The sequence below is a fragment of the Clostridium sp. BIOML-A1 genome (genome assembly GCF_009874105.1).
In the GTDB taxonomy this organism is placed as follows: domain Bacteria; phylum Bacillota; class Clostridia; order Lachnospirales; family Lachnospiraceae; genus Coprococcus.
In genome coordinates this window covers 26822-48188 of record NZ_WWTL01000018.1, presented here as the reverse complement: position 1 = coordinate 48188, position 21367 = coordinate 26822, and the positions used below count along the sequence as shown (strand labels likewise).

Genomic DNA, 21367 nt, shown 5'->3' with positions numbered 1-21367 from the left:
CAGTATAGGGAGTACTATGCCTGCTAAGCGATGTGTAGAAACTAAAAATATGTGTCTACTTTTTGTTGACTACTGCAATGAAGACGAAAAAACAGGTGCGATACCCAATGGTAGCATATAATAGAGGGTATAAGTGTGAGAATATAGAGATTATACCCATGATTCGGGAAGCTCTTTTTCACAGGTTGACACTGTGAGGGGATAAGGCTAAAATGAGACTGGCAGGCGATGTGCCTGACTATACAGGTAAGGCTGGTAATTAAAATGAAAACCATAGTAGCGAAAGCTGATCTGGAAAACGAAGAATTATTCCGGAAGGCTTCGGATATATTAAAAAGTGGTGGACTGGTTGCATTTCCAACAGAAACCGTATATGGACTAGGTGGAGATGCGTTAAATCCAAAGGCATCCGAAAAAATTTACAGTGCCAAGGGAAGACCATCGGATAATCCGTTGATCGTACATATTGCTGATACGGCAAGTGTATGGGAGTTGGCGGCAGAGGTATCCACACAGGCACAGATGCTGATGGAAGCGTTCTGGCCGGGGCCACTGACGATCATTTTCAAAAAGAAAGACATTGTACCGCATGAGACAACCGGCGGTTTGGAAACGGTAGCGATTCGTATGCCATCACATCCGGCAGCTATGAAGCTGATCAAAGATTCAGGTGTGTATATTGCAGCACCGAGTGCAAATCTGTCCGGAAGACCATCACCGACAACAGCAGCACATGTAGAGGAAGATCTGTCCGGCAGGATTGATATGATCTTAGATGGCGGACCGGTTGGAATCGGAATTGAGTCCACGATCGTAGATGTGACAGGCGATCGTCCGACAATTTTACGTCCGGGTTATATCTCAGCGGATATGATCAAGAATATCTTAGGAGATGTCATGATCGATCCGGCACTGGAAAGCGTGGATATGAAGGTCAGACCAAAAGCTCCGGGTATGAAATACACACATTATGCACCGAAGGGAAAACTCACGATCGTAGAGGGTGAGCGGGAAAAGGTTGCCGCAAAGATTGCAGAGCTGGTTGCTTGTAAGCAGGCAGAAGGATATAAGACGGCAGTTCTGTGTGATACAGAAAATACGGATTTATATTCCTGTGAAAATGTCCTTGATGCGGGAAGCAAAAAGAATGAAATTACGGTATCTTCATCCCTGTACCGGCTGCTTCGTTTGTGTGATGATATCGGCGCAGACTATATTTACAGTGAATCCTTCCGGGAAGGTGATATGGGATATGCGATCATGAACCGACTGATCAAAGCAGCAGGACATAGAATTATATCGGTGTGATATAATGAACGCAAAATTATTTGCTCGCAAGGATGCTGATTTTGCGGAATGCATAGAATGTGCGAAGCACATGATATAATGAACGCAAAATTATTTGCTCGCAAGGATGTTGATTTTGCGGAATGCATAGAATGTGCGAAGCACATGATATAATGAATGCAAAATTATTTGCTTGCAAGGATGCTGATTTTACGGAATGCATTGAGTGAGCTATGCTCACGATATAATGAGTGCAAGAGAACCAACATGCTTGCATGATTGGTGAACGACGAATTGGATCATGATAGTTGCGAAGCAACGGTAAGCACCAAAGGTGCGAATCATGATATAATGAAAAAAGTTAACATAGAAAAAACGGGTTGGGTGACAACCAACCGAAAAGATTTTGAAAACAAGAAAGGCAGGACAAAGAATATGATAGCACTTGGATGTGACCATGGTGGATACGGATTAATGCAGGATGTGATCAAGCATCTGGAAGAAAGAGGACTGGAATACAAGAATTACGGATGCTACAGCGAGGAATCCGTTGATTATCCGGTATATGCAAAGAAAGTTGCACATGCAGTAGCAGACGGAGAATGTGAGCGAGGAATCCTGATCTGCGGAACAGGAATCGGAATCTCTATTACAGCAAATAAAGTACCGGGAATCCGTGCGGCACTTTGTGGCGATTGCTTCAGTGCACAGGCGACAAGAGAGCATAACGATGCCAATATCCTTGCAATGGGTGCCCGTGTAACCGGACCGGGACTGGCACTCAAGATTGTTGACACCTTCCTTGACACACCATTCTCAAATGACGAACGTCATATCAGAAGAATCAAGATGATTGAAGAGTAAGGAAAAATACTATAAACTGCATATGCCAGCAAATGTGAGTGCCGGTCTGGGCCGACAGGCGAGTTAGCACTGGAACATTTGCGGATAAGGGATATGTAATTTATAGAAGATTATAAGTAGTAAGAAAAACATCATCTATCAGGGTGGAATGTATATACTTTATGTAGCAGACCTTTTCACACGTCGGTACTTAGTGAACTGTGTAAGCAGTGAGCTTAGAACCGTTACGTGTGAAACAGAACGAAAGTGTTCTGCGAAATAAAGGTATATATATCCTGCCCTGATAGATGATGTTTTTTGCATTGGGATTTAATGTATGTAAAATAACAACAACCATATAATAAGACCGCAGTCAGAAGATATTATCGAGGATTTCGATATGAACTGCATATACCAGCAAATGTGAGTGCTTGTTTGAGCCGACAGGCGAGTTGATACTGGTAATGTGGTAGAATAAAAATACAAAAGACCGGATGAGGGCATCTATATTTTATGTAGCAGACATTTTTACACGTCGGTACTTAGTGAACTGCGTAAGCAGTGAGCTTAGAACCGCTACGTGTAAAACAGAGCGAGAGTGTTCTGCGAAATAAAGATATAGATGCCCTCATCCGGTCTTTGTATTTTTACCTTAAAATTGTGCAAAATGACGTGAAAAATGGTTAAACTAAATTTGACAGTTTGTATTGTTTGTCAAAAATGCCTTAAAAACCCGTAAAATTTCATGACCTTTTGATGAAAAATCTATAAAAGAAGATAAATATTGCTTGAAAAGAGCACACTAACATAATAAAATATTAGCAGAGCGGCATTTCATGCCGAGATTAATAATTACGGAGGGAGAAATTATGCTACAGGAAGCCATGAAGACATTAGAAGATGCAGAAGCAAAGGCAGCCGAGATCGTAAAAGAAGCCGGTAAAAAAGCAGAAGCAATTCAGGCGGAAGCAAAGGAAAAGGCAAATGCGATGATCGTAGATGCAAATGCAGGTTCTAAAACAGATATGGCGGCTATCGCGGTCGACCAGAAGAAACTGGAAACTGATCTTGCAGAAAAAGCTTTGAAAGAAGCATCCGACGAGATTGCTTCCTTAAAAAAACGTGCATCCGAGCGAGAGGGTGAAGCCGTAGAGCTTGTGATCAAGCAGCTATTGTAAATGCTTGAATATCAGGATGCAGAAGGGAGGTAATCATTATGGCGGTATTGGCTATAAAAAAGATTGACATATGCGCCATGAAGAAAGACAGAAAAGCCATATTGGAGAAACTCCAGTCCATGGGAGCTTTGGAGATCCGGGCCGGTGGGGATGAGACGGATGTATTTAAGAAGATCAACACAACCAGTCAGCGTTCCAAATATGAAAAACGAGTCCAGAATACCGACGAAGCTTTAGAGATCCTTGGCAGATATGCACCGGAAAAGACATCGATGCTGCAGGCACTTGCAGGCAAAGCTGATGTAGACGATTCTGTATATAAAGATATTGTTGAGAATCGGCATGATTATAATATGATTGTGCAGAAGATCCGGGAAAAGGATAAGAAGATTGGAAACTGCAAAGCAGAGATTGCCAAATGTCAGCTTGCGATCGATGGACTGAAACCGTGGATCAATATGGATGTTCCGATCAATACGACCGGAACCGAACATACAGATGTGATCATGGGAAGCTTAGGACCCGGTCTTACAGAGAATATGATAGAAGAACTGGTTGCAAAAAGGCAGCCGGAGTTATCAGCTCATGAGATCACGGTGATATCTTCTGATAAAGATCAGACATGTATATTTGTGGTATGTTTGAAAACAGAGACGGAAAGACTGGAAGAAGCCTTAAGGGCAGAAGGATTTACCCGGATGTCGTATTTTTCAAAACGGACGCCGGAGAATAAGATCAAGAAATACCGACTCACGATAGAGGGGTATGAGGATGAGATCGAGGATCTGAAAAAACAGATTGCCGGATTTGCAGAAAACAGGCAGGCACTTAAGACCTTATCCGATTATTACAAGATCAGAGCTGAGAAATATCAGGTGCTTGGAACCTTGCTTCAGTCGAACAGTACATTTATCATAACCGGTTATGTGCTGGAACGGGATGAGGAAAAGGTAAAAGAAGAACTGAATCAGAATTTCGTGCTGATGGTGGAGACCGGCGAGATACCTGAGGATGAACCGGCACCGGTACAGTTAAGTAATAAGATGCCATTTGCATCGGCAGAAGGAATCCTGGAATCCTATGGACTTCCTGCCAGAGGCGAGATGGATCCGACGACACCGATGAGTTTATTCTATGTATTCTTTTTCGGATTGATGTTATCGGATGCGGCATATGGACTTATTATATTCCTTGCATGTTTCATCCTGCTTCGGAAGTTCCCGAAGATGGGAGATGGCATGAAGAAGTCGCTGACATTATTTGAATATTGCGGTATATCGACATTGATATGGGGTATCTTGTTTGGAGGATATTTTGGAGATGTGGTAGCAGTCGTATCACGAACCTTCTTCCATCATGAGATCACGATCGCACCGGTATGGTTTGCACCGCTTGACAACCCGATGAAGATGCTGATCTTCTCCCTGTTATTTGGATTGATCCATCTGTTCGGCGGTTTGGCGTTAAAAGGTTATATGTGTTTAAAGAAGAAAGATTTTGTAGGCTTCTTCTCAGATGTTATATCCTGGTATCTGCTCATCATCGGTCTGGTACTGATGCTGATGCCAACCAGTTTATTTGCATCGATCGCACAGGTAAGCTTCCATTTTTCAGATGGACTTAAGACCTTCAGCTATGTCATTACGATCTTAGGTGCAGCGATCATCGTTGTGATGTCCGGCAGAAGTCATAAGAATCCGGTGCTCCGACTGGCACTTGGTTTGTATGATATTTACAATATCACAGGCTGGCTGTCTGATCTGTTATCTTATTCCAGACTGCTTGCACTGGGACTTGCGACCGGTGTTATCGCACAGGTTATCAACCAGATGGGAAGTATGGTAGGAGATGGAATATTGGGCGCGATCGTATTCATTCTGGTATTCATCATCGGACATACATTTAACCTTGCGATCAATATGTTAGGTGCTTATGTTCATACATGCCGACTTCAGTATGTAGAATTCTTTGGTAAGTTTTATGAGGGTGGCGGAGAAGCGTTCCATCCATTTAAAGAAAATACAAAATATATAGATATAGGGAATGCAGGCATGAAAACCTGTAAAACGGAAATTAAGGAGGAATAATCAATATGACAATGGGTACAGTTTTAGCTTTAACAGGAGCTGCATTAGCAGTTATTTTGGCAGGTATGGGATCTGCTTATGGTGTAGGTATCGCAGGTCAGGCTGCATCAGGTGTAGTAAGTGAAGATCCAAGCAAATTCGCAAAGGTTCTTATCATCCAGCTTCTTCCCGGTACACAGGGTATCTATGGACTGCTGGTAGGATTCATCGCTTTATCAAAGATCGGTATTTTAAATGGTGCTCCTGCAGAGCTTTCAACAGCGACCGGATTACTGATCCTTGCAGCATGTCTTCCAATCGCATTAGTTGGTCTTGTATCCGCTATGCATCAGGGAAAAACCGCTGTATCAGCAGTTGGTATTGTAGCAAAGAAACCGGATCAGTTCGGTAAAGCAATGCTTTTCCCTGCAATGGTAGAGACATATGCGATCCTTGCTCTGCTCGTATCAATTCTTGCAATTAATGGTGTACCGGTATAAAACAGGCGCAGATTTGAAACATGATTGAACAAGTAGTACAGGAGGATTTGTATGACAGGATTAGAGAAGATCGTTGAACAGATTCTGGAAGAAGCAAACACTCAATCCGATATGATCCTTGAAGATGCACAGAAAAAGGCAGATCAGATTATAGAAGATGCAAAGGTGGAAGCAGATAAGATCAAGGCGGGTTCGGCTGAAAAGGTCAGCCATGTAAAATCGGACGGAAAGGCAAGGGCAAAATCCTCTGCCGACCTGAAGAAACGCCAGACAGTCTTAAAGGCAAAGCAGGAGATCATCAATGAAGTGATAGGTAAAGCCTATAACGGAATGATCGATATGGAAGTTGACAGATATTTCCATATGATGGAGCGTATGATCGGAAATGCAGTACAGCCGAAGAGTGGACAGATCAGCTTCTCAGCCAAAGATATGGAGCGGCTTCCGGCAGGATTTGCAAAACGGGTATCAGAGATAGCAAAAGCACATGGAGGAGATTTGACGCTCGCAGATAAAGCCAGTGATATAGACGGAGGATTTATCCTGATCTATGGCGGTATCGAGGAGAATTGTTCATTAGCTGCCATGTTCCATGCGCAGAAAGAAGAAATGGCAGACAAATTAAATTCCCTGTTATTCACATAAGGGAGGTAGAAAAATGGCAGACAAATATATATATGCTGTTGCCAGGATCCGGGCACTTGAGATGTCCCTGTTTTCACAGGCTGTGATCGAGCAGTTGATCGCCCAGAAAACATATGCGGACTGCCTTCAGTTCTTAGGTGAAAAAGGCTGGGGTGATACAGAAGCCGGAGTGCAGGATGCAGAGACCATTTTGAACAGGGAACTGGAAAAAACATGGACACTGGTCAAGGAGATGGTATCCGATCAGACAGTATTTGACGTATTGTTGATCCAGGATAGTTTTCATAATCTGAAGGCAGCGATCAAAACCGTTGTAGACGGAGAAGTTCAGGCAAATGTATTTTATGACAATGCATCTGTTTCGGGTGAAGCATTAGTCGAGATCATTAAAAATAAAGATTTCCAGTCATTACCGGAATCTATGCGGGAATGCGCGTTAGAGGCATATGAGTGTCTGGTGCATACCGGAGATGGTCAGATGTGTGATGTTATCATCGATCGGGCAGCCATGCGAGCAATGCTTGCGGCAGCGGAGAAGAATGGAGATGCATTATTAAAAGAATATGCAGAGACAGTTGTGGCAGTTGCAAATATCAAGATCGCAGTCCGTTCTGTAAAGACAGAAAAAGGACTGGATTTTATGAGACGTGCGATGGAGGAATGTCAGACGCTCAATGTGGAACGGCTGATGCGGGCAGCACTTTCCGGCATGCCGGATGTGATCAAATATCTGGAAGAAACACCGTATTCCGGTGGAGCTGCGGCATTATCAGACAGTTCATCCGCATTTGAACGTTGGTGCGACAACCGGATCATAGAGGCGATCCGGCCACAGAAATATAATTCATTTACGATTGGACCACTTGTTGCTTATGTACTTGCAAGGCAGAATGAGATTAAGACAGTCAGGATCATCCTGACCGGAAAGTTAAATCATCTGCCGGATGATGCAATCAGGGAAAGGGTAAGGGAAATGTATGTATAGAATTGCAGTATTAGGTGAATATGACAGCATCTATGGCTTTGCGACTCTGGGACTTGAGACCTTCCCGGTATCCGATGCAGAACAGGGCAGTACACAGCTCAGAAGACTGGCAGAAAGTGGATATGCCGTTATCTATGTAACAGAGAGCATGGCAGAGCAGATCAAGAAAGAGATAGAGAGATATAAGACGCAGATGCTTCCGGCGATCATCCTGATCCCAGGAGTTTCCGGTAATACATCCGCGGGTATAAATGGAGTAAAGAAATCCGTAGAACAGGCAGTCGGTTCGGACATTCTGTTCAGTGGAAACTAGGAAGGAGCGTGACCAGAAAACGTGGCAACAGGTAAGATAAAAAAAGTTGCAGGACCTCTTGTTATCGCAGAGGGAATGCGTGACGCGAATATGTATGACGTTGTCAGAGTAAGTGAGAGCCGACTGATCGGCGAGATCATAGAGATGCATGGAGATCAGGCATCTGTTCAGGTTTACGAAGAGACATCAGGACTTGGACCGGGTGCACCGGTAGAGTCAACCGGAATGCCGCTGTCCGTAGAACTTGGACCGGGACTGATCAGCAGTATCTATGACGGTATCCAGAGACCTCTGGATGATATCATGAAAATCTGTGGAAATAATTTGCAGCGAGGCGTTGAAGTTCCATCATTAAAGAGAGATATCAAATGGCCATTTGTTCCATGCGTTAAGGCAGGGGACAAGGTAGAGGCCGGAGATGTGATCGGAACCGTACAGGAGACAGTTGTCGTAACTCAGAAGATCATGGTTCCATATGGTATAGAAGGAACTGTAAAAGAGATCAAGAGCGGAGATTTCACAGTAGAAGAGACTGTATGTGTGATTGAGACAGCAAAGGGTGATAAGGAACTGACACTGATGCAGAAATGGCCGGTTCGTAAGGGTCGTCCTTATGCAGAGAAGATTCCGCCGGTTATGCCGCTTATCACAGGACAGCGAGTTGTCGATGCATTCTTCCCAATCGCAAAGGGTGGTGTAGCAGCAGTTCCCGGACCATTCGGTAGTGGAAAGACCGTTATCCAGCATCAGCTTGCAAAATGGGCAGAAGCCGATATCGTTGTATACATCGGATGTGGTGAACGTGGAAACGAGATGACAGATGTATTAAACGAGTTCCCTGAACTGAAGGATCCGAAGACAGGATACTCCCTGATGGAGAGAACCGTTCTGATCGCAAATACATCGGATATGCCGGTTGCAGCCAGAGAGGCTTCTATTTACACCGGTATTACGATCGCAGAATATTTCCGTGATATGGGATATTCCGTTGCGCTGATGGCTGACTCTACTTCCAGATGGGCAGAAGCACTTCGAGAAATGTCAGGACGTTTACAGGAGATGCCCGGTGAGGAAGGTTATCCTGCATATCTAGGAAGCCGTCTGGCACAGTTCTATGAGCGTGCCGGTATGGTTAAGACACTTGGTTCGGAAGGAAGAACCGGAGCCTTATCCGTAATCGGAGCCGTATCACCTCCCGGTGGTGATATTTCAGAGCCGGTATCACAGGCAACCCTTCGTATCGTTAAGGTATTCTGGGGACTGGATTCCGCACTGGCTTACAAGAGACATTTCCCGGCGATCAACTGGCTGACCAGTTATTCGTTGTATGTAGATAACATGGGAAAATGGTTTGAGGAAAATGTCAATGAGCACTGGATGGAAGATCGTCAGAAGCTTATGACATTATTACAGGAAGAAGCAGAGCTGGATGAGATCGTTAAGATGGTTGGTATGGATGCCTTATCTGCAGGCGACCGTCTGAAGATGGAAGCAGCCAGATCTATCCGTGAGGACTTCCTGCATCAGAACTCATTCCATGAGATCGACACCTACACACCACTGGATAAGCAGTTCCGCATGATGGAACTTGTGCTGGCATTCTATGAGGAATCATCAGAGGCCTTGAAGAGTGGTGCAACTATAAAGAATATTCTGAACATGGAGGTTCGTGAGAAGATCGGACGTTTCAAATATACACATCCGGAAGATGTGGAAGCAGAATATGACAAGATCATAAAGGCACTTCATCAGGAACTGGAAGCAGCCATAGCAAAGGAGGACTAAGCACATGCCAAAAGAATATAGAACCATACAGGAAGTTGCAGGACCTCTGATGCTGGTACATGGTGTAGAAAATGTCACCTATGATGAACTTGGTGAGATCGAGCTTGCAAGCGGCGAAGTCAGACGATGCAAGGTTCTTGAGATCAATGGTGAAGATGCACTGGTACAGTTATTTGAGAATTCAACAGGTATTAACCTTTCAAACAGTAAAGTAAGATTCCTTGGACGAAGCATGGAGCTTGGCGTATCAGAAGATATGCTTGGCCGTGTATTTGACGGACTGGGAAGACCAATCGATAAAGGACCGGATATCCTTCCAGAGGAGAGAAGAGATATCAATGGTCTGCCAATGAATCCGGCAGCCAGAAATTACCCATCGGAATTTATCCAGACAGGTATCTCTGCTATTGATGGATTAAATACACTGGTAAGAGGACAGAAGCTGCCGATCTTCTCAGCATCAGGACTTCCACATTCGAAGCTAGCAGCCCAGATCGCAAGACAGGCTAAGGTACGTGGAACAGATGAACCATTCGCCGTAGTATTTGCAGCTATGGGTATCACCTTCGAAGAAGCGAACTTCTTCACGGAGAGCTTCAAGGAGACAGGCGCGATCGACAGAACTGTACTGTTCATCAACCTTGCAAATGACCCTGCGGTTGAGCGTATCGCTACCCCTCGTATGGCACTGACCGCTGCGGAATATCTTGCATTTGAAAAGAACATGCATGTACTGGTTATCCTGACGGATATCACAAACTATGCAGATGCGTTACGAGAAGTATCTGCAGCCCGAAAAGAGGTTCCGGGTCGTCGTGGATATCCCGGATACATGTATACAGACCTTGCAACCTTATATGAAAGAGCAGGAAGACAGCGTGGCAAGAACGGTAGTATCACAATGATCCCGATCCTTACCATGCCTGAGGATGATAAGACACATCCAATTCCTGACTTAACAGGATATATCACAGAGGGACAGATCATTTTAAGCCGTGAGCTTTACAGAAAGGGCATAACACCACCGATCGATGTACTTCCATCCCTGTCACGTCTGAAGGATAAGGGTACCGGTGAGGGAAAGACAAGAGGAGATCATTCCAGCACCATGAACCAGTTATTTGCGGCATATTCCCGTGGTAAGGATGCGAAGGAGCTTATGACGATCCTTGGTGAATCAGCATTGTCGGATATCGATATTTTATATGCAAAGTTTGCAGAAGCATTTGAAAAGGAATATGTATCTCAGGGTTATGAGACAGACAGAAGTATCGAAGAGACATTAAACATCGGCTGGAAGCTGTTATCGATCCTGCCTCGTGCAGAACTGAAACGTATCGATGATAAGTGGTTAGATATGTATTATGGAAAGTAACGAGAAGCGCGTGAGTAGACTTGCAAATGGGATGCTTGAGCTTGCTCATAGCAGACGATTTGCAAGGATACGAGCATGGTTCGACAGAACCCACCGAGCCGACAGGCGAGGTGGAGCGCTTCGAGTTAATAAACGGAAGAGCGCTAGAGCCGACAGGCGAGGTGGAGCGCTTCGAGTTAATAAACGGAAGAGCGCTACGAGCCGTTAGGCGAGGTGGAGCGCTTTGAGTTAATAAACGGAAGAGCGCTACGAGCCGTTAGGCGAGGTGGAGCGCTTCGAGTTGACTTTATAAGGAGGCAAAAATGGCAGCTACACAGGTAAATCCTACCAGAATGGAACTGACCCGTTTAAAGAAGAAGCTTGTTACGGCAACCAGAGGCCATAAGCTGTTAAAAGATAAACGAGATGAGCTGATGCGGCAGTTCCTTGATATGGCAAGAGAGAATATGGCGCTTCGTGAGAAGGTTGAGGCCGGTATCAAGGCCGCCAATACGAATTTTGTCATAGCAAAAGCCGGCATGTCTGAACAGATCCTTCATACGGCACTGATGGCACCGAAACAGGAAGTCCAGCTTACCTGCAAGGATCGAAATGTTATGAGTGTAGATATTCCGGTATTTGAATATACAACAAAAAGTGCGGATGAGAATGATATCTATTCTTACGGTTTTGCATTTACCTCCGGTGATCTGGATGATGCAGTAAAGTCACTTGCTGACATCCTTCCGGATATGCTGAAACTGGCGGAGATCGAGAAATCCTGTCAGCTTCTGGCATCGGAGATCGAGAAGACCAGACGACGTGTAAATGCGCTGGAGCATGTTATCATTCCTGAGACAAAGGAGGGCATCCGATATATCAGCATGAAGCTTGATGAGAATGAGCGAAGCACGCAGGTGCGACTCATGAAGGTCAAGGATATGATGCTGGAGGAAGCCCATCACTATAAAGAGCATCAATTTGAGTGATGCAGACGGACGAAAACTCCTGATATTATACATTGTTATTACGCAAAACGCTTGCGCTCTATCCTCGGTGCAACGGTACGTAAGGCAGCAAGGGACGCTGCTTAAGAACCGGCACTCGGATAGGTTTGCTACATAACAAGTATAATATCAGGAGTTTTCTGCTTGTTATTATATATAAATAAGATTTTATTTGTTTCGTTCAGCAAGTTGAGCCTTTAATCTTGCAATCTCATCATTTTTTTCAGATAAGGTAGCATTCATTTTAGATACTGCTGCATTTTTTTCAGCGATGGCTTCATCCCGTTCTTTTTTCAGCTCATCGATCATGTAGTTGACGGTATTCTCATCCAATTTTCGTAATGCTTCAGAAAACATGGTAACAACCTCCTCCGGGTGATACAGATATTCTGACATATCCATGCAGATAGTCTCCATCCATGGATAGTCGGATATCAGTGCTGCAAGGTCATCCATGGTAGTTGCCGTTAACAGGGATAACCATGCGTTAAGTTCGTTGATATCTTTAGAATACTTACTTTTTCGGAAGACGTCAAGGGCAACGACATAGTATTCCTGTAGAAGACGAAGGTCGATCCCGGTATCAAATGCTGCTTTTCCATGATGCAGATAAATGTCAGCCAAGTCGGCAGTCTTACATTCATTCGGGCTGTTTTCAAACATTACGATCGTATAAACGGTTTTCAGATCCTGATAGGTGAATGTACTTCCCTTTTCCCCTTTTACTCTGATAGTTTCTTAAAAAATGGATCATAGGTTAATGGCAGACTTTTCTTCCCTTCCATGAATTCGAGAAAGCGCGATTTCCATTTGTCAGGCCAGTTCAGATATGTCCGGTAAATGGATGGATTCTTCTTTAATTCTAATAGATATTCATCGTTGGTTCGGGATGGGAAAAGCTGTTTAATATTTGTAATAGAAGACTTTGACCTGTTATATTCTGATGTGGTCATGATATTATTGTTTTTATTTTCATTGTACATAAATTTATTTCCTCTTAATTTCCGGCGCCTTTTTTGTCGACAAGAAAGCCAAGAAACTTACCATTCCTGCAACTGTAAAAGTGAAATACGTTACTTATAAAGTAACTGCGGTTTCTGATAAAGCATTCAAGGGCAATAAGAAGCTGACAACAGTTACAATCGGAAGCAATGTAACGAAGATCGGTAAAGAAGCATTCTCTGGTTGCAAGAACCTGAAGAAGATCACCGTTACGGCTGGAAAGCTGAAGACCATCAGTAAGAATGCATTCAAGGGCATTAATAAGAAAGCAACCATTACTGTGAAAGGCACAAAGAAAGCAAAGATTGCTTTAAAGAAACAGTTGAAAAAGAAATCCATCGGATATGTAAAGACATGGAAGATAAAATAATAAGGAACTGAATTTATAAACCCCTTGCCTGTTATGGATATGAGAAATATATGAATCTATAGCAGGCAGGGGTTTTGTTATATTTTATATGATATGAGATGTTGTATCCGGATTTTTTATGGTTAAACTTGTTTTCCCCTCGGATATCCGTTACAATCAAACATGGAGAGACGGCGGCAATATATTAAGATATGCATGTTATTCTGTTCTGTCAGGAAAGGAGATGGGACATGGATAACGAATTAATATATTCCGCTGATGCGACATATCAGAAAGCACAGTATGATGCCAGCGCCAAACGGCTACTGGGTCAGAAGATCATACTGGCGCATATACTGATAAGAATAGTAGACGAATTTAAAGGCATGGATGCAGAGACGGTCGCTTCGCTGATCGAGGGCGAACCGTATATCAGCCAGGTTCCGGTAGAACCCGGATTAACGAACAAAGAAACAGTGGATTCCGGAACCGGTGAATGGATTGTCGGGCTGAATACAGAAAGTTCCGAGATCGATGAGGGAAAGGTGTATTTTGACATCATTTTCTATGTACGGATGCGGGACGGACTGGCAAAAATGATCATTAATCTGGAAGCACAAAAGGATGAACCGACAAAGTACTTTATCTTAAATCGAGCAATCTTTTACGCCGCAAGGCTGGTATCTTCCCAGAAAGATCGGGAATTCACAGGTTCCGACTATAACGAGATCAAACAGGTATATTCGATCTGGATTTGTATGAATATGAAAGAGAACAGCCTAAGCCATATTCATATGGTAAAAGATGATCTGCTTGGAGATCAGGACTGGAAAGGCAATCTGGAGATCCCTAATATCGTGATGATCGGGCTGGCGAAGGAGATTCCACCAAAGGAAGAAAGATATGAACTGCATCGATTGCTTGGAGCGTTACTATCGCAGACAATGACGGCAGAACAAAAATTGAAGCTTATGAAACAGGAGTATGACATACCGGTAGAGAGACGCGGTATAAGAGATGGGGTGAAGATCATGTGCAATCTGAGTGAAGGCGTAGAAGAAATGGGATATGTAAAGGGCGAAGCCGCGGGAATGATTGCTGGCAGAGCAGAAGGCGAAAAAATAGGCGAGGCACGAGGCAAGGCCATTGGAAGGTCTGAAGGAAGATTAGAAGGAAAATCTGAAGAAAGAGCTGATATTATCCTGAAAATGCATAAGAAAGGCTATTCCTTAGAGCAGATCATGGATGTAACCGAAATGAGTGAAGCTGAGATTAAGGCAATCATAGAATAAAGACATAGGCAGAACAGGTAACATGTATATTTTAGTAGAAAATCCAGATATGGCAGAAATGCCGTATCTGGATTTTCTAATATAAATGTAAAACCAAGGAACAGTTTTTTATATTTATTGCTGTATTTCCAGATATTCCTCCAGGCAAATTCCTTTATCGTGGATTTCCTGTGCCACATTTTTACCAACATAGCGGTAGTGCCATGGCTCATAAGAGATTCCTGTAATATCGGATTTATCAGAAGGATAGCGGAGAATGAAACCATATTTGTAGCAGTTTGCCATGAGCCATTGCTGGGTAGCGGTGTCTCCCTGTGAATCATCCAGATTCTGGTTGCTGACAGAACAGATATCAACGGTAAGTCCGAGCTGGTGTTCGCTGGTTCCGGGATAGGCGACCCAGGTAGCGGCATAGGCTTTTGCATCATCACCGCTATAGCCCTGTTCGATATAAGAATTGTATTTATTCGTGTAGAGCTGTTCCTGCTTTTCCTGTGTCCGGTAAGATGAACAGATAAGTGGATCAAGACCTTCGGCTCTGGCATCATCCATCATAGCCTGTAAGCCATCATATGCATGGCGGTCAATGGATTGACCATTTCGGAGCTGTACCAGATCTACGCTCCAGTCAGATGGTAATGTGTGAGACATATTGACCAGAGTTAAGAGCCCATTATTTTCCGCCTCTGTAGCAGAAGCAAGTGTTTGAAGAACTGCCTGAGTATCAAGATCGGATGATTCTGAATTATTATCTGATCTCCGGGTTGAAGTTTGTACTGCCTGTGCTGACAGTTCGGTGGCTTCATCGCTGCCGGTAGTGGAAGCAGATATATTTTCTGATGATAACTTCATTTTTTTGATCTTTCCTGCGATGATTACAATCATTAATAATACTATGTAAAGGACTGCAAGTGATATGACAGTTCTTTTCTTTACCATACTTCCGAATATATGTAACATAATATGTCCTCCTTTGTAACTGCTGTTAAGTCTATAACTGCACTGCATAGAAAGACACTCAAAAAAGCATAAGAAATGAATCAATTCTGCATCTTTTTTTGCACAGATGACCGTCTGCATTTTTTGACAGATTATGCTAATTTGTACATATCGTTTTTCGATTTATTTTCTACTGTATCTGAAATCGCAGAGATCTGCGCCCTCGGCGATTGTCTTCGTCCGGGTGAGCTTCATTTGCATCATATCCGCGAGAACATAGTCCATCCGACAGAGATATTTCGCCAGTTCAAAGCATCCTTCATCCCGGCACAGATTACAGATGCCGCAGGTATGATAATCATAACCAAGTTCAAAATCATCCTGTGGAGTTCCCTCAATGATATCAACGACCCAGTCATTTTCATATCGGCGTAAATGAGAATCTGCTGACCATTTCAGTCTGTCCGGCAGCTTCTTTTTATCGAGATAGCTGTCAACGTTTCCAAGAACCATATGGAACAGCCGATTGGAAGATAAGCCATCCTTGTACAGTTCATAGCAGGCTTCCGGTGACAGGGATGTCTTACGGTTTAAGGCGATAAAATATGCCCCCATGCAATAGGAACTCATGAGTCTGGATTTGCCGATGCCCTTTGCATTTTTCATAATAGATACATATTCCTGCTTGATCGCTTTTTTATTAATATCCAGTTTTTGTTTTGCTGCCTGTTTCATACAGGAGCTGTGATAGAAATATCCAAATAATTTCTGCGTAAATCCATATTCCATTTTAAGCTGCCTCCATATTAATCAAATTCCAATTCGATGATCTGGCACATTTTTGATCGATCCAGATAACGGAAAACTATATTTGTAATAAAACCATAGCGCATGTCCAGCGGACGGTAACCTGTCAGATATGGGTTGCTCACTGCAGATGAGATATGACCGCTCCATTCCTTTAAAGTATGTACATCGTCTACGCTGAAATACACATTGATATCTTTCATTTCAAAGCCCTTTAACCAGGTCTTCAGCATACTTTTCAGTCCTTTTTTCTTCGTTGCATCAAAGACCAGTTTTCCACCGGTGAAATGTTCTGCCATGGCGGTAAACAGCTTTTCCACATCGGTCTTTTTAAAGTAGTAGAATACGCCGGATGCAAAGAATACGATGCCATCTTCAGGGTGGAAATCAATCTGATCGAACCAGGATATATCGTTCAGATCACAGGCAATGTTGAACTCCCGTTCATGGTTGCCGAGCAGCTCGTTCCGGATCGCAATGGTATCCGGAAAATCCAGATTGTAGCCTTTGGCCTTTCCGTTATCGACCTGGTGGAATGTGGTGTCAAGGCCACAGCCGAGGTTTACAACACAGGCATTTGGGTGTGCTTTCAGATAAGCACGACAGGCGCTTGCCATATCATATTGTCTGGTCGCACCCATAATGCAGCCGATATTTCCCAGCATACCTTTCATATTGTCCGGAACTGTAAAATCAATTCTATCGAGAAGCGCCTGGCAGTCATGATCCATGAAGAGATCCGGATAGAGATCCATAGCATATTTTCTTCCATACAGAGGAATCAACAGTGTTTCCTGTACGGTTCCTTTTTCAATCTTAATTTTTTCCATGTTCTGGGTCCTCCTGTTTTCTTATTCCAAGTTCCGCTTCCAGTCCGTGAAGCAGAATATTCATTGCCTCTAAAAATGCCTGTTTGCTCTCAGATGTGATTCCGTTCTTACAGTCATCATCTGCGATTAAATCGCAGACCATAGAGAATTCGGAAGATGAGAGCATGTATATCGTTTTCTCCGATAACATATTTGATGCCAGCCCGCGTCTGTATAATTCTGAATAATACTGCAGGCTGAATGGGACGCAGCGGTCGATATAGATTTTACGAAAACGGTTCAGATATGTACCTGAATCATTTTTCAGCAGCATATGAAATAACTGCATGTCACCTTCTAACAGTTCGAAGGTGCGGACCGATATTCGTGAATATAAGATCTGAATCAGCTGGTCATCAGACATGGCAGAAAAATCTATATTTAACATGGATTCTGTGAGCTGCATAAGTTTATTGCCACTTTCAGCAAAAATCTCTTCAAACATATCCTCCTTACCGGAGAAGTGCTTATAGATCGCTCCCGGGGTTATACCTGCCCGTGCTGCAATTTTTCGCATTGAAGCATCCTGATAACCATACTCCAAAAAGATTTCTCTGGCACTTGTAAGGATGGCTTCTCTTGTTGCTTTTGTACTTTCTCGGATTGTTCTCACTCCTTTTTGTTCAAATGGTAAACACTGTTTACTTTATAGCACAGATCATAAATGAAATCAAGAGAATAATGAATATAAGATTAAAACGCTGAATACAGCCAATATCTTGCACTTGCGTTATATGTAAAATTTATGTACAATATTACTGTATGTCTATTTGTAAGTTGACATAAGTCTAAATGCGTATGAAGTAATAGAAAAGTGCAGGAGAAATGAAAATGAAATTATCGATTATTTGCTATTTGTCGGATGATAAGAAATTAAATCAGACAACAGTGGAAGCACTTGAGAAAATGGCATCCTATAGTCTGGAGCATGACAATCAGGTTACAGTCGCAGGAAAGCATGTTGATAAGAAATATAATAATGGTAAAAAAGACTCGGTAACAGCTTCCTATGAGGTGGAGGTTATTTTAAATACAGATCGTGTACAGGACGATCGTTCATGGTATGAAAATGTTATTACCAGAATCGGAAATCATGCATTTACAAGTAAAGTAAATAAAGAAACGTATGTATCCGAGCAGGACGCACACCAGAAGATGGCAGAGAAGGCTTCCGGTGATTATATTATGATCATACATGCAGGTGATGATATCTCGTCGAATCTGGCAGAAGTATTTGTAAAAGGAAATGTTCACTGCTATGACATGGACACATATATGATAACAAAGGCGTTTCATGATGAGACATTTGGAGCGTTTCGTAATTATAAAAAGGTTACGGATGGAGAGGATATCAAATCCTTTTATATTATTGATCTGAAAAGTAAGTATGATTGTTTTCCATTTGGATTTGGTGGCGTGATCATCCGTGCAGAAGCATTCAAAAAGCAGTCGGTTGATCCGGCTCTTGGACTGGAGGCAGAACGGGATTTTATGCTTCGATTGATGGCGAAGACGATGAAGACATGTTTTCTGCCATATGCGACATTAACAGCGTATGAGTATGAAGAACACGATAATACTTTCTATCGCGGACTGTATATGAGAGAGTGGTATTTTGAATCAGTTACTGATTTCTGGATGCCGTTTTTACAGGAAATGAAAGAGACATATGGAAGTATTCCTGTATTTATCCAGTATAATTTCATGTATTCCATTATGGCGAGATTTAATGGAAACATGGATAATAAGAATAAACATGTGATCGAAGAGGGACATGGTGAAGAATATCTGGAATTGATCGGACAGGCATTTCGTCTGATCGAGGAAAATATCATGTTGAACCGGAATAAGGTAAAAGATTGTATCACCGGTGATACGATGAAATGGGTATATGGAATCCTTCGAAACGGAAAAGACTATAAGTTTGAACGTTTCTTCCTCGCAGGAAAGATCTATTACGGAATTGGAGATACATTATTTAACTCTCTGATGAGCCTTTCCACAAATATATTATTTATAAATTACAGAGATGGTAAGCTGGAGATTGACGGTACGGTTCATCCGATCCTTTATTCAATGGTGGATGAAGTGTATTTCCGGTATGACAATAAGAAATATAAGATCCAGTATAATGAGAGATATGGCCTGACAAAGGCATTTGGTGCGGCAATCTGTAAGAGGCACTCATTCCATTTGTCGATTCCGGTTAAGGATAAGTCTGAATCTGAGTTATTCTGTGAGGCGGCGATCGGAAGTCAGTTAGAGCCAATCAATATTCGCTATCCATCGCATTTCAGCCGTGTCTGCAATGCCTTTGGAAGCAGCCATTGGGTATTCGGAGATAACAGAGAATACATGATGACAGCGGAACGAAAGGGTATCATCATCCGTAAGGTCAATAAGCGTCAGAAGTTTATCAAGGAACTTAAGCTGTTAAAAGACATGCTGATGAAGAATAACTACACCAGAAAATATGCATTACTTAGAGTTCTGTATTTTATCTGCAGACCGTTTATGACCGGAAAGCCGATCTGGATGTATATTGATAAGATCTATAAGGGTGGAGATTCTTCCGAGTATCTGTACAAATATGCAAGTGCGCAGAATAAGAAGATCAAGCATTATTATCTGGTCGATAAGAAGAGTACGGATTATAAGCGTTTGAAGAAAGAGGGCTACAAGCCGTTGGTTCGTGACTCCTTGAAGCACAGACTTGTTTTCCTGTATGCGGATATGATGGTTATATCGAATTCAACAGTATATGCATTTAACGGATATACACTTACAAATTCATCTTATATCAGAGATCTGACGCATTTCCATGTCTGTTGCGTTCAGCATGGCATGTCAGTTCAGAAGATCGCGATCGCACAGAACAGACTTCGAGATAATACCAGATTGTATTTCTGTGCATCGAAGTATGAGATCGATAACCTGTCAAGACCGGTATATGATTACGTTGGCTATGATGCCTTGAAGCTTACCGGTGTGCCGCGTTATGACGGACTGAAGGATCGTGCGAAGAAGCAGATCATGATAAGTCCGACATGGAGAATGCAGGCGGCTATGCCGGTTCGTACCAGTGAGAGCGAACAGCGTGATTATAATCCGTTGTTTAAGGAGTCCGAATATTTCAAGGTATTTAATGCACTTATTAATGATAAGCGTCTGATCGATGCTGCAGAGAAATACGGATACCGGATCAAATATGTATTACATCCGATCGTAAGTTCTCAGGTGGAGGATTTTGATAAGAATGATTTCGTAGATATCGTTCCGGCAGTTGGTGATATGAGTTATGAGGATATGTTCTGTGAGTCCAGTCTGATGGTAACGGATTTCTCAGGAATCCAGTTCGATTTTGCTTATATGAGAAAGCCGTTGGTATATCTGCATCATAAGGATATTCCGCAGCATTATGAGGAAGGAACTTTCCATTATGATACGATGGCATTTGGGGAAATCTGCCATGATAATGATGAGCTGATCCATACATTGATCGAGTATATGCAGAACGACTGTAAGATGAAGCCGGAGTATGTAAAACGTGCCGATGACTTCTTCTATTACAGAGATCATAATAACTGTGAGAGAATCTATAAAGAGATGATAGACTATCAGGAGAAGTATGTCCTTCCTGAGAGATATTAAATAAACAAGTCATAGAAACAGGCAGTTTCAACGATTAAAAAGTTGGAGACTGCCTGTTTTTTTAATAATCCGGCAGATGTTTGAGAATGGTATTTTATTATATCAGGCATAAGAAATATTTTGTTATTGCTATATATTTGCTTGAGTTTCCGCAAAATGTAATTCCAAAATAGTTAAACGTACCCAAAGTGCCAATCTGTCTTTTTTTGAAAGAAAGACAGTTTGTTGATTAGAGGCACTTAAATAAGCCCCGCCGGAACCGGACTTCAGGAGAACTATTCTTTTATCTATCTAAGCGACTAGCTTAAGGCAAAGTTGACGGTATGTCGGACGTTTTGTTCGAAACCAAAGCCTGGCGCCCTCTTTTGCATATGAAAGTATACCAGAGATGCCTTTCGCCAATCGGTAATAGCAGAAGAAAACTTTTTTCTTCACAGGATTTGCTGTTTTTATGATTGCACAAAGCTTCCGTACACGGAAGTTTTCGAATTGAAA

General features: G+C 42.6%; 20 protein-coding genes. 14 read left to right on the top strand and 6 right to left on the bottom strand.

Going from position 1 to position 21367, the window contains the following annotated elements; genetic code table 11:
* Positions 1–264 precede the first annotated feature (264 nt).
* The 11 genes from GT641_RS12410 (at position 265) to GT641_RS12360 (ending at position 11945) form a co-directional block, all read left to right on the top strand.
* Entirely contained in the window at positions 265–1308 is a 1044-nt protein-coding gene (locus tag GT641_RS12410; RefSeq protein WP_173788488.1) for an L-threonylcarbamoyladenylate synthase, read from the top strand.
* Between the two features lie 414 nt (positions 1309–1722).
* On the top strand, positions 1723–2151 hold the full coding sequence (gene rpiB, locus GT641_RS12405; protein ID WP_021944910.1) for a ribose 5-phosphate isomerase B: 429 nt from the start codon (positions 1723–1725) through the stop codon (positions 2149–2151).
* An 848-nt stretch (positions 2152–2999) separates the two neighbouring features.
* Entirely contained in the window at positions 3000–3308 is a 309-nt protein-coding gene (locus tag GT641_RS12400; RefSeq protein WP_204986402.1) for a hypothetical protein, read from the top strand.
* A 38-nt stretch (positions 3309–3346) separates the two neighbouring features.
* The gene (locus tag GT641_RS12395; protein WP_161117698.1) at positions 3347–5395 is read left to right on the top strand and encodes a V-type ATP synthase subunit I; all 2049 of its coding nucleotides are present in this window, start codon (positions 3347–3349) and stop codon (positions 5393–5395) included.
* 5 nt (positions 5396–5400) lie between these two features.
* Positions 5401–5874 (top strand): V-type ATP synthase subunit K, encoded by a 474-nt coding sequence (locus GT641_RS12390; protein ID WP_008402619.1) that lies wholly within the window; start codon positions 5401–5403, stop codon positions 5872–5874.
* Positions 5875–5925: 51 nt separating this feature from the next.
* A complete protein-coding gene (locus GT641_RS12385; RefSeq protein ID WP_161117697.1) occupies positions 5926–6519 on the top strand; it encodes a V-type ATP synthase subunit E family protein in 594 nt (197 codons plus the stop codon).
* Between the two features lie 13 nt (positions 6520–6532).
* Positions 6533–7504 carry a V-type ATPase subunit gene (locus GT641_RS12380; RefSeq protein WP_008402617.1) on the top strand — a complete coding sequence of 324 codons (972 nt, stop codon included), beginning with the start codon at positions 6533–6535 and terminating at the stop codon, positions 7502–7504.
* Positions 7497–7817: a V-type ATP synthase subunit F gene (locus GT641_RS12375; protein ID WP_021944905.1), complete on the top strand. Its 321-nt coding sequence runs from the start codon at positions 7497–7499 to the stop codon at positions 7815–7817. Before GT641_RS12380 ends, GT641_RS12375 begins: the two co-directional genes overlap by 8 nt.
* 21 nt (positions 7818–7838) lie before the next feature.
* Positions 7839–9602, top strand: coding sequence for a V-type ATP synthase subunit A (locus GT641_RS12370; protein ID WP_161117696.1), 1764 nt, complete (start codon positions 7839–7841; stop codon positions 9600–9602).
* Positions 9603–9606: 4 nt separating this feature from the next.
* Positions 9607–10977, top strand: a complete 1371-nt coding sequence (locus GT641_RS12365) for a V-type ATP synthase subunit B (protein WP_161117695.1) — start codon at positions 9607–9609, stop codon at positions 10975–10977.
* 302 nt (positions 10978–11279) lie between these two features.
* Complete coding sequence (locus GT641_RS12360; RefSeq protein WP_021944903.1) at positions 11280–11945, top strand: V-type ATP synthase subunit D; 666 nt, start codon at positions 11280–11282, stop codon at positions 11943–11945.
* A 186-nt stretch (positions 11946–12131) separates the two neighbouring features.
* Here GT641_RS12360 and GT641_RS13255 read toward each other — a convergent pair whose 3' ends face one another.
* Complete coding sequence (locus GT641_RS13255; RefSeq protein ID WP_243143771.1) at positions 12132–12626, bottom strand: hypothetical protein; 495 nt, start codon at positions 12624–12626, stop codon at positions 12132–12134.
* Positions 12627–12685: 59 nt separating this feature from the next.
* Positions 12686–12946, bottom strand: coding sequence for a hypothetical protein (locus GT641_RS13250; RefSeq protein WP_243143770.1), 261 nt, complete (start codon positions 12944–12946; stop codon positions 12686–12688).
* 80 nt (positions 12947–13026) lie between these two features.
* Between GT641_RS13250 and GT641_RS12350 the strand changes: the two genes are divergently transcribed.
* Together GT641_RS12350 and GT641_RS12340 are read left to right on the top strand one after the other, a co-directional pair.
* Positions 13027–13335: a leucine-rich repeat protein gene (locus GT641_RS12350; protein WP_347562896.1), complete on the top strand. Its 309-nt coding sequence runs from the start codon at positions 13027–13029 to the stop codon at positions 13333–13335.
* Between the two features lie 230 nt (positions 13336–13565).
* Positions 13566–14606, top strand: a complete 1041-nt coding sequence (locus GT641_RS12340) for a hypothetical protein (protein WP_161117693.1) — start codon at positions 13566–13568, stop codon at positions 14604–14606.
* 114 nt (positions 14607–14720) lie between these two features.
* Here GT641_RS12340 and GT641_RS12335 read toward each other — a convergent pair whose 3' ends face one another.
* The 4 genes from GT641_RS12335 to GT641_RS12320 all read right to left on the bottom strand — a co-directional run bounded on the left by GT641_RS12335 (position 14721) and on the right by GT641_RS12320 (position 17834).
* Complete coding sequence (locus tag GT641_RS12335) at positions 14721–15566, bottom strand: M15 family metallopeptidase (protein WP_243143769.1); 846 nt, start codon at positions 15564–15566, stop codon at positions 14721–14723.
* A gap of 162 nt (positions 15567–15728) precedes the next feature.
* Entirely contained in the window at positions 15729–16334 is a 606-nt protein-coding gene (locus GT641_RS12330) for an L-2-amino-thiazoline-4-carboxylic acid hydrolase (RefSeq protein ID WP_161117692.1), read from the bottom strand.
* 17 nt (positions 16335–16351) lie between these two features.
* Positions 16352–17182, bottom strand: coding sequence for a class I SAM-dependent methyltransferase (locus GT641_RS12325; protein ID WP_161117691.1), 831 nt, complete (start codon positions 17180–17182; stop codon positions 16352–16354).
* On the bottom strand, positions 17169–17834 hold the full coding sequence (locus tag GT641_RS12320; RefSeq protein ID WP_008402602.1) for a TetR/AcrR family transcriptional regulator: 666 nt from the start codon (positions 17832–17834) through the stop codon (positions 17169–17171). The genes GT641_RS12325 and GT641_RS12320 overlap by 14 nt, the downstream gene beginning before the upstream one ends.
* Before the next feature lie 218 nt (positions 17835–18052).
* Between GT641_RS12320 and GT641_RS12315 the strand changes: the two genes are divergently transcribed.
* Complete coding sequence (locus GT641_RS12315) at positions 18053–20872, top strand: CDP-glycerol glycerophosphotransferase family protein (protein WP_161117690.1); 2820 nt, start codon at positions 18053–18055, stop codon at positions 20870–20872.
* The last annotated feature ends 495 nt before the right edge of the window (positions 20873–21367 follow it).

What these genes read in the sequence shown, in the direction of transcription:
- GT641_RS12395 (WP_161117698.1), top strand. Translation starts at nt 3,347, where the DNA reads ATGGCGGTATTGGCTATAAAAAAGATTGACATATGCGCCATGAAGAAA.
- GT641_RS12330 (WP_161117692.1), bottom strand. Translation starts at nt 16,334, where the DNA reads ATGGAATATGGATTTACGCAGAAATTATTTGGATATTTCTATCACAGC.
- GT641_RS12335 (WP_243143769.1), bottom strand. Translation starts at nt 15,566, where the DNA reads ATGTTACATATATTCGGAAGTATGGTAAAGAAAAGAACTGTCATATCA.
- GT641_RS13250 (WP_243143770.1), bottom strand. Translation starts at nt 12,946, where the DNA reads ATGTACAATGAAAATAAAAACAATAATATCATGACCACATCAGAATAT.
- rpiB (WP_021944910.1), top strand. Translation starts at nt 1,723, where the DNA reads ATGATAGCACTTGGATGTGACCATGGTGGATACGGATTAATGCAGGAT.
- GT641_RS12380 (WP_008402617.1), top strand. Translation starts at nt 6,533, where the DNA reads ATGGCAGACAAATATATATATGCTGTTGCCAGGATCCGGGCACTTGAG.
- GT641_RS12400 (WP_204986402.1), top strand. Translation starts at nt 3,000, where the DNA reads ATGCTACAGGAAGCCATGAAGACATTAGAAGATGCAGAAGCAAAGGCA.
- GT641_RS12365 (WP_161117695.1), top strand. Translation starts at nt 9,607, where the DNA reads ATGCCAAAAGAATATAGAACCATACAGGAAGTTGCAGGACCTCTGATG.
- GT641_RS12385 (WP_161117697.1), top strand. Translation starts at nt 5,926, where the DNA reads ATGACAGGATTAGAGAAGATCGTTGAACAGATTCTGGAAGAAGCAAAC.
- GT641_RS12340 (WP_161117693.1), top strand. Translation starts at nt 13,566, where the DNA reads ATGGATAACGAATTAATATATTCCGCTGATGCGACATATCAGAAAGCA.
- GT641_RS13255 (WP_243143771.1), bottom strand. Translation starts at nt 12,626, where the DNA reads ATGTTTGAAAACAGCCCGAATGAATGTAAGACTGCCGACTTGGCTGAC.
- GT641_RS12360 (WP_021944903.1), top strand. Translation starts at nt 11,280, where the DNA reads ATGGCAGCTACACAGGTAAATCCTACCAGAATGGAACTGACCCGTTTA.
- GT641_RS12375 (WP_021944905.1), top strand. Translation starts at nt 7,497, where the DNA reads ATGTATAGAATTGCAGTATTAGGTGAATATGACAGCATCTATGGCTTT.
- GT641_RS12315 (WP_161117690.1), top strand. Translation starts at nt 18,053, where the DNA reads ATGAAATTATCGATTATTTGCTATTTGTCGGATGATAAGAAATTAAAT.
- GT641_RS12410 (WP_173788488.1), top strand. Translation starts at nt 265, where the DNA reads ATGAAAACCATAGTAGCGAAAGCTGATCTGGAAAACGAAGAATTATTC.
- GT641_RS12390 (WP_008402619.1), top strand. Translation starts at nt 5,401, where the DNA reads ATGACAATGGGTACAGTTTTAGCTTTAACAGGAGCTGCATTAGCAGTT.
- GT641_RS12325 (WP_161117691.1), bottom strand. Translation starts at nt 17,182, where the DNA reads ATGGAAAAAATTAAGATTGAAAAAGGAACCGTACAGGAAACACTGTTG.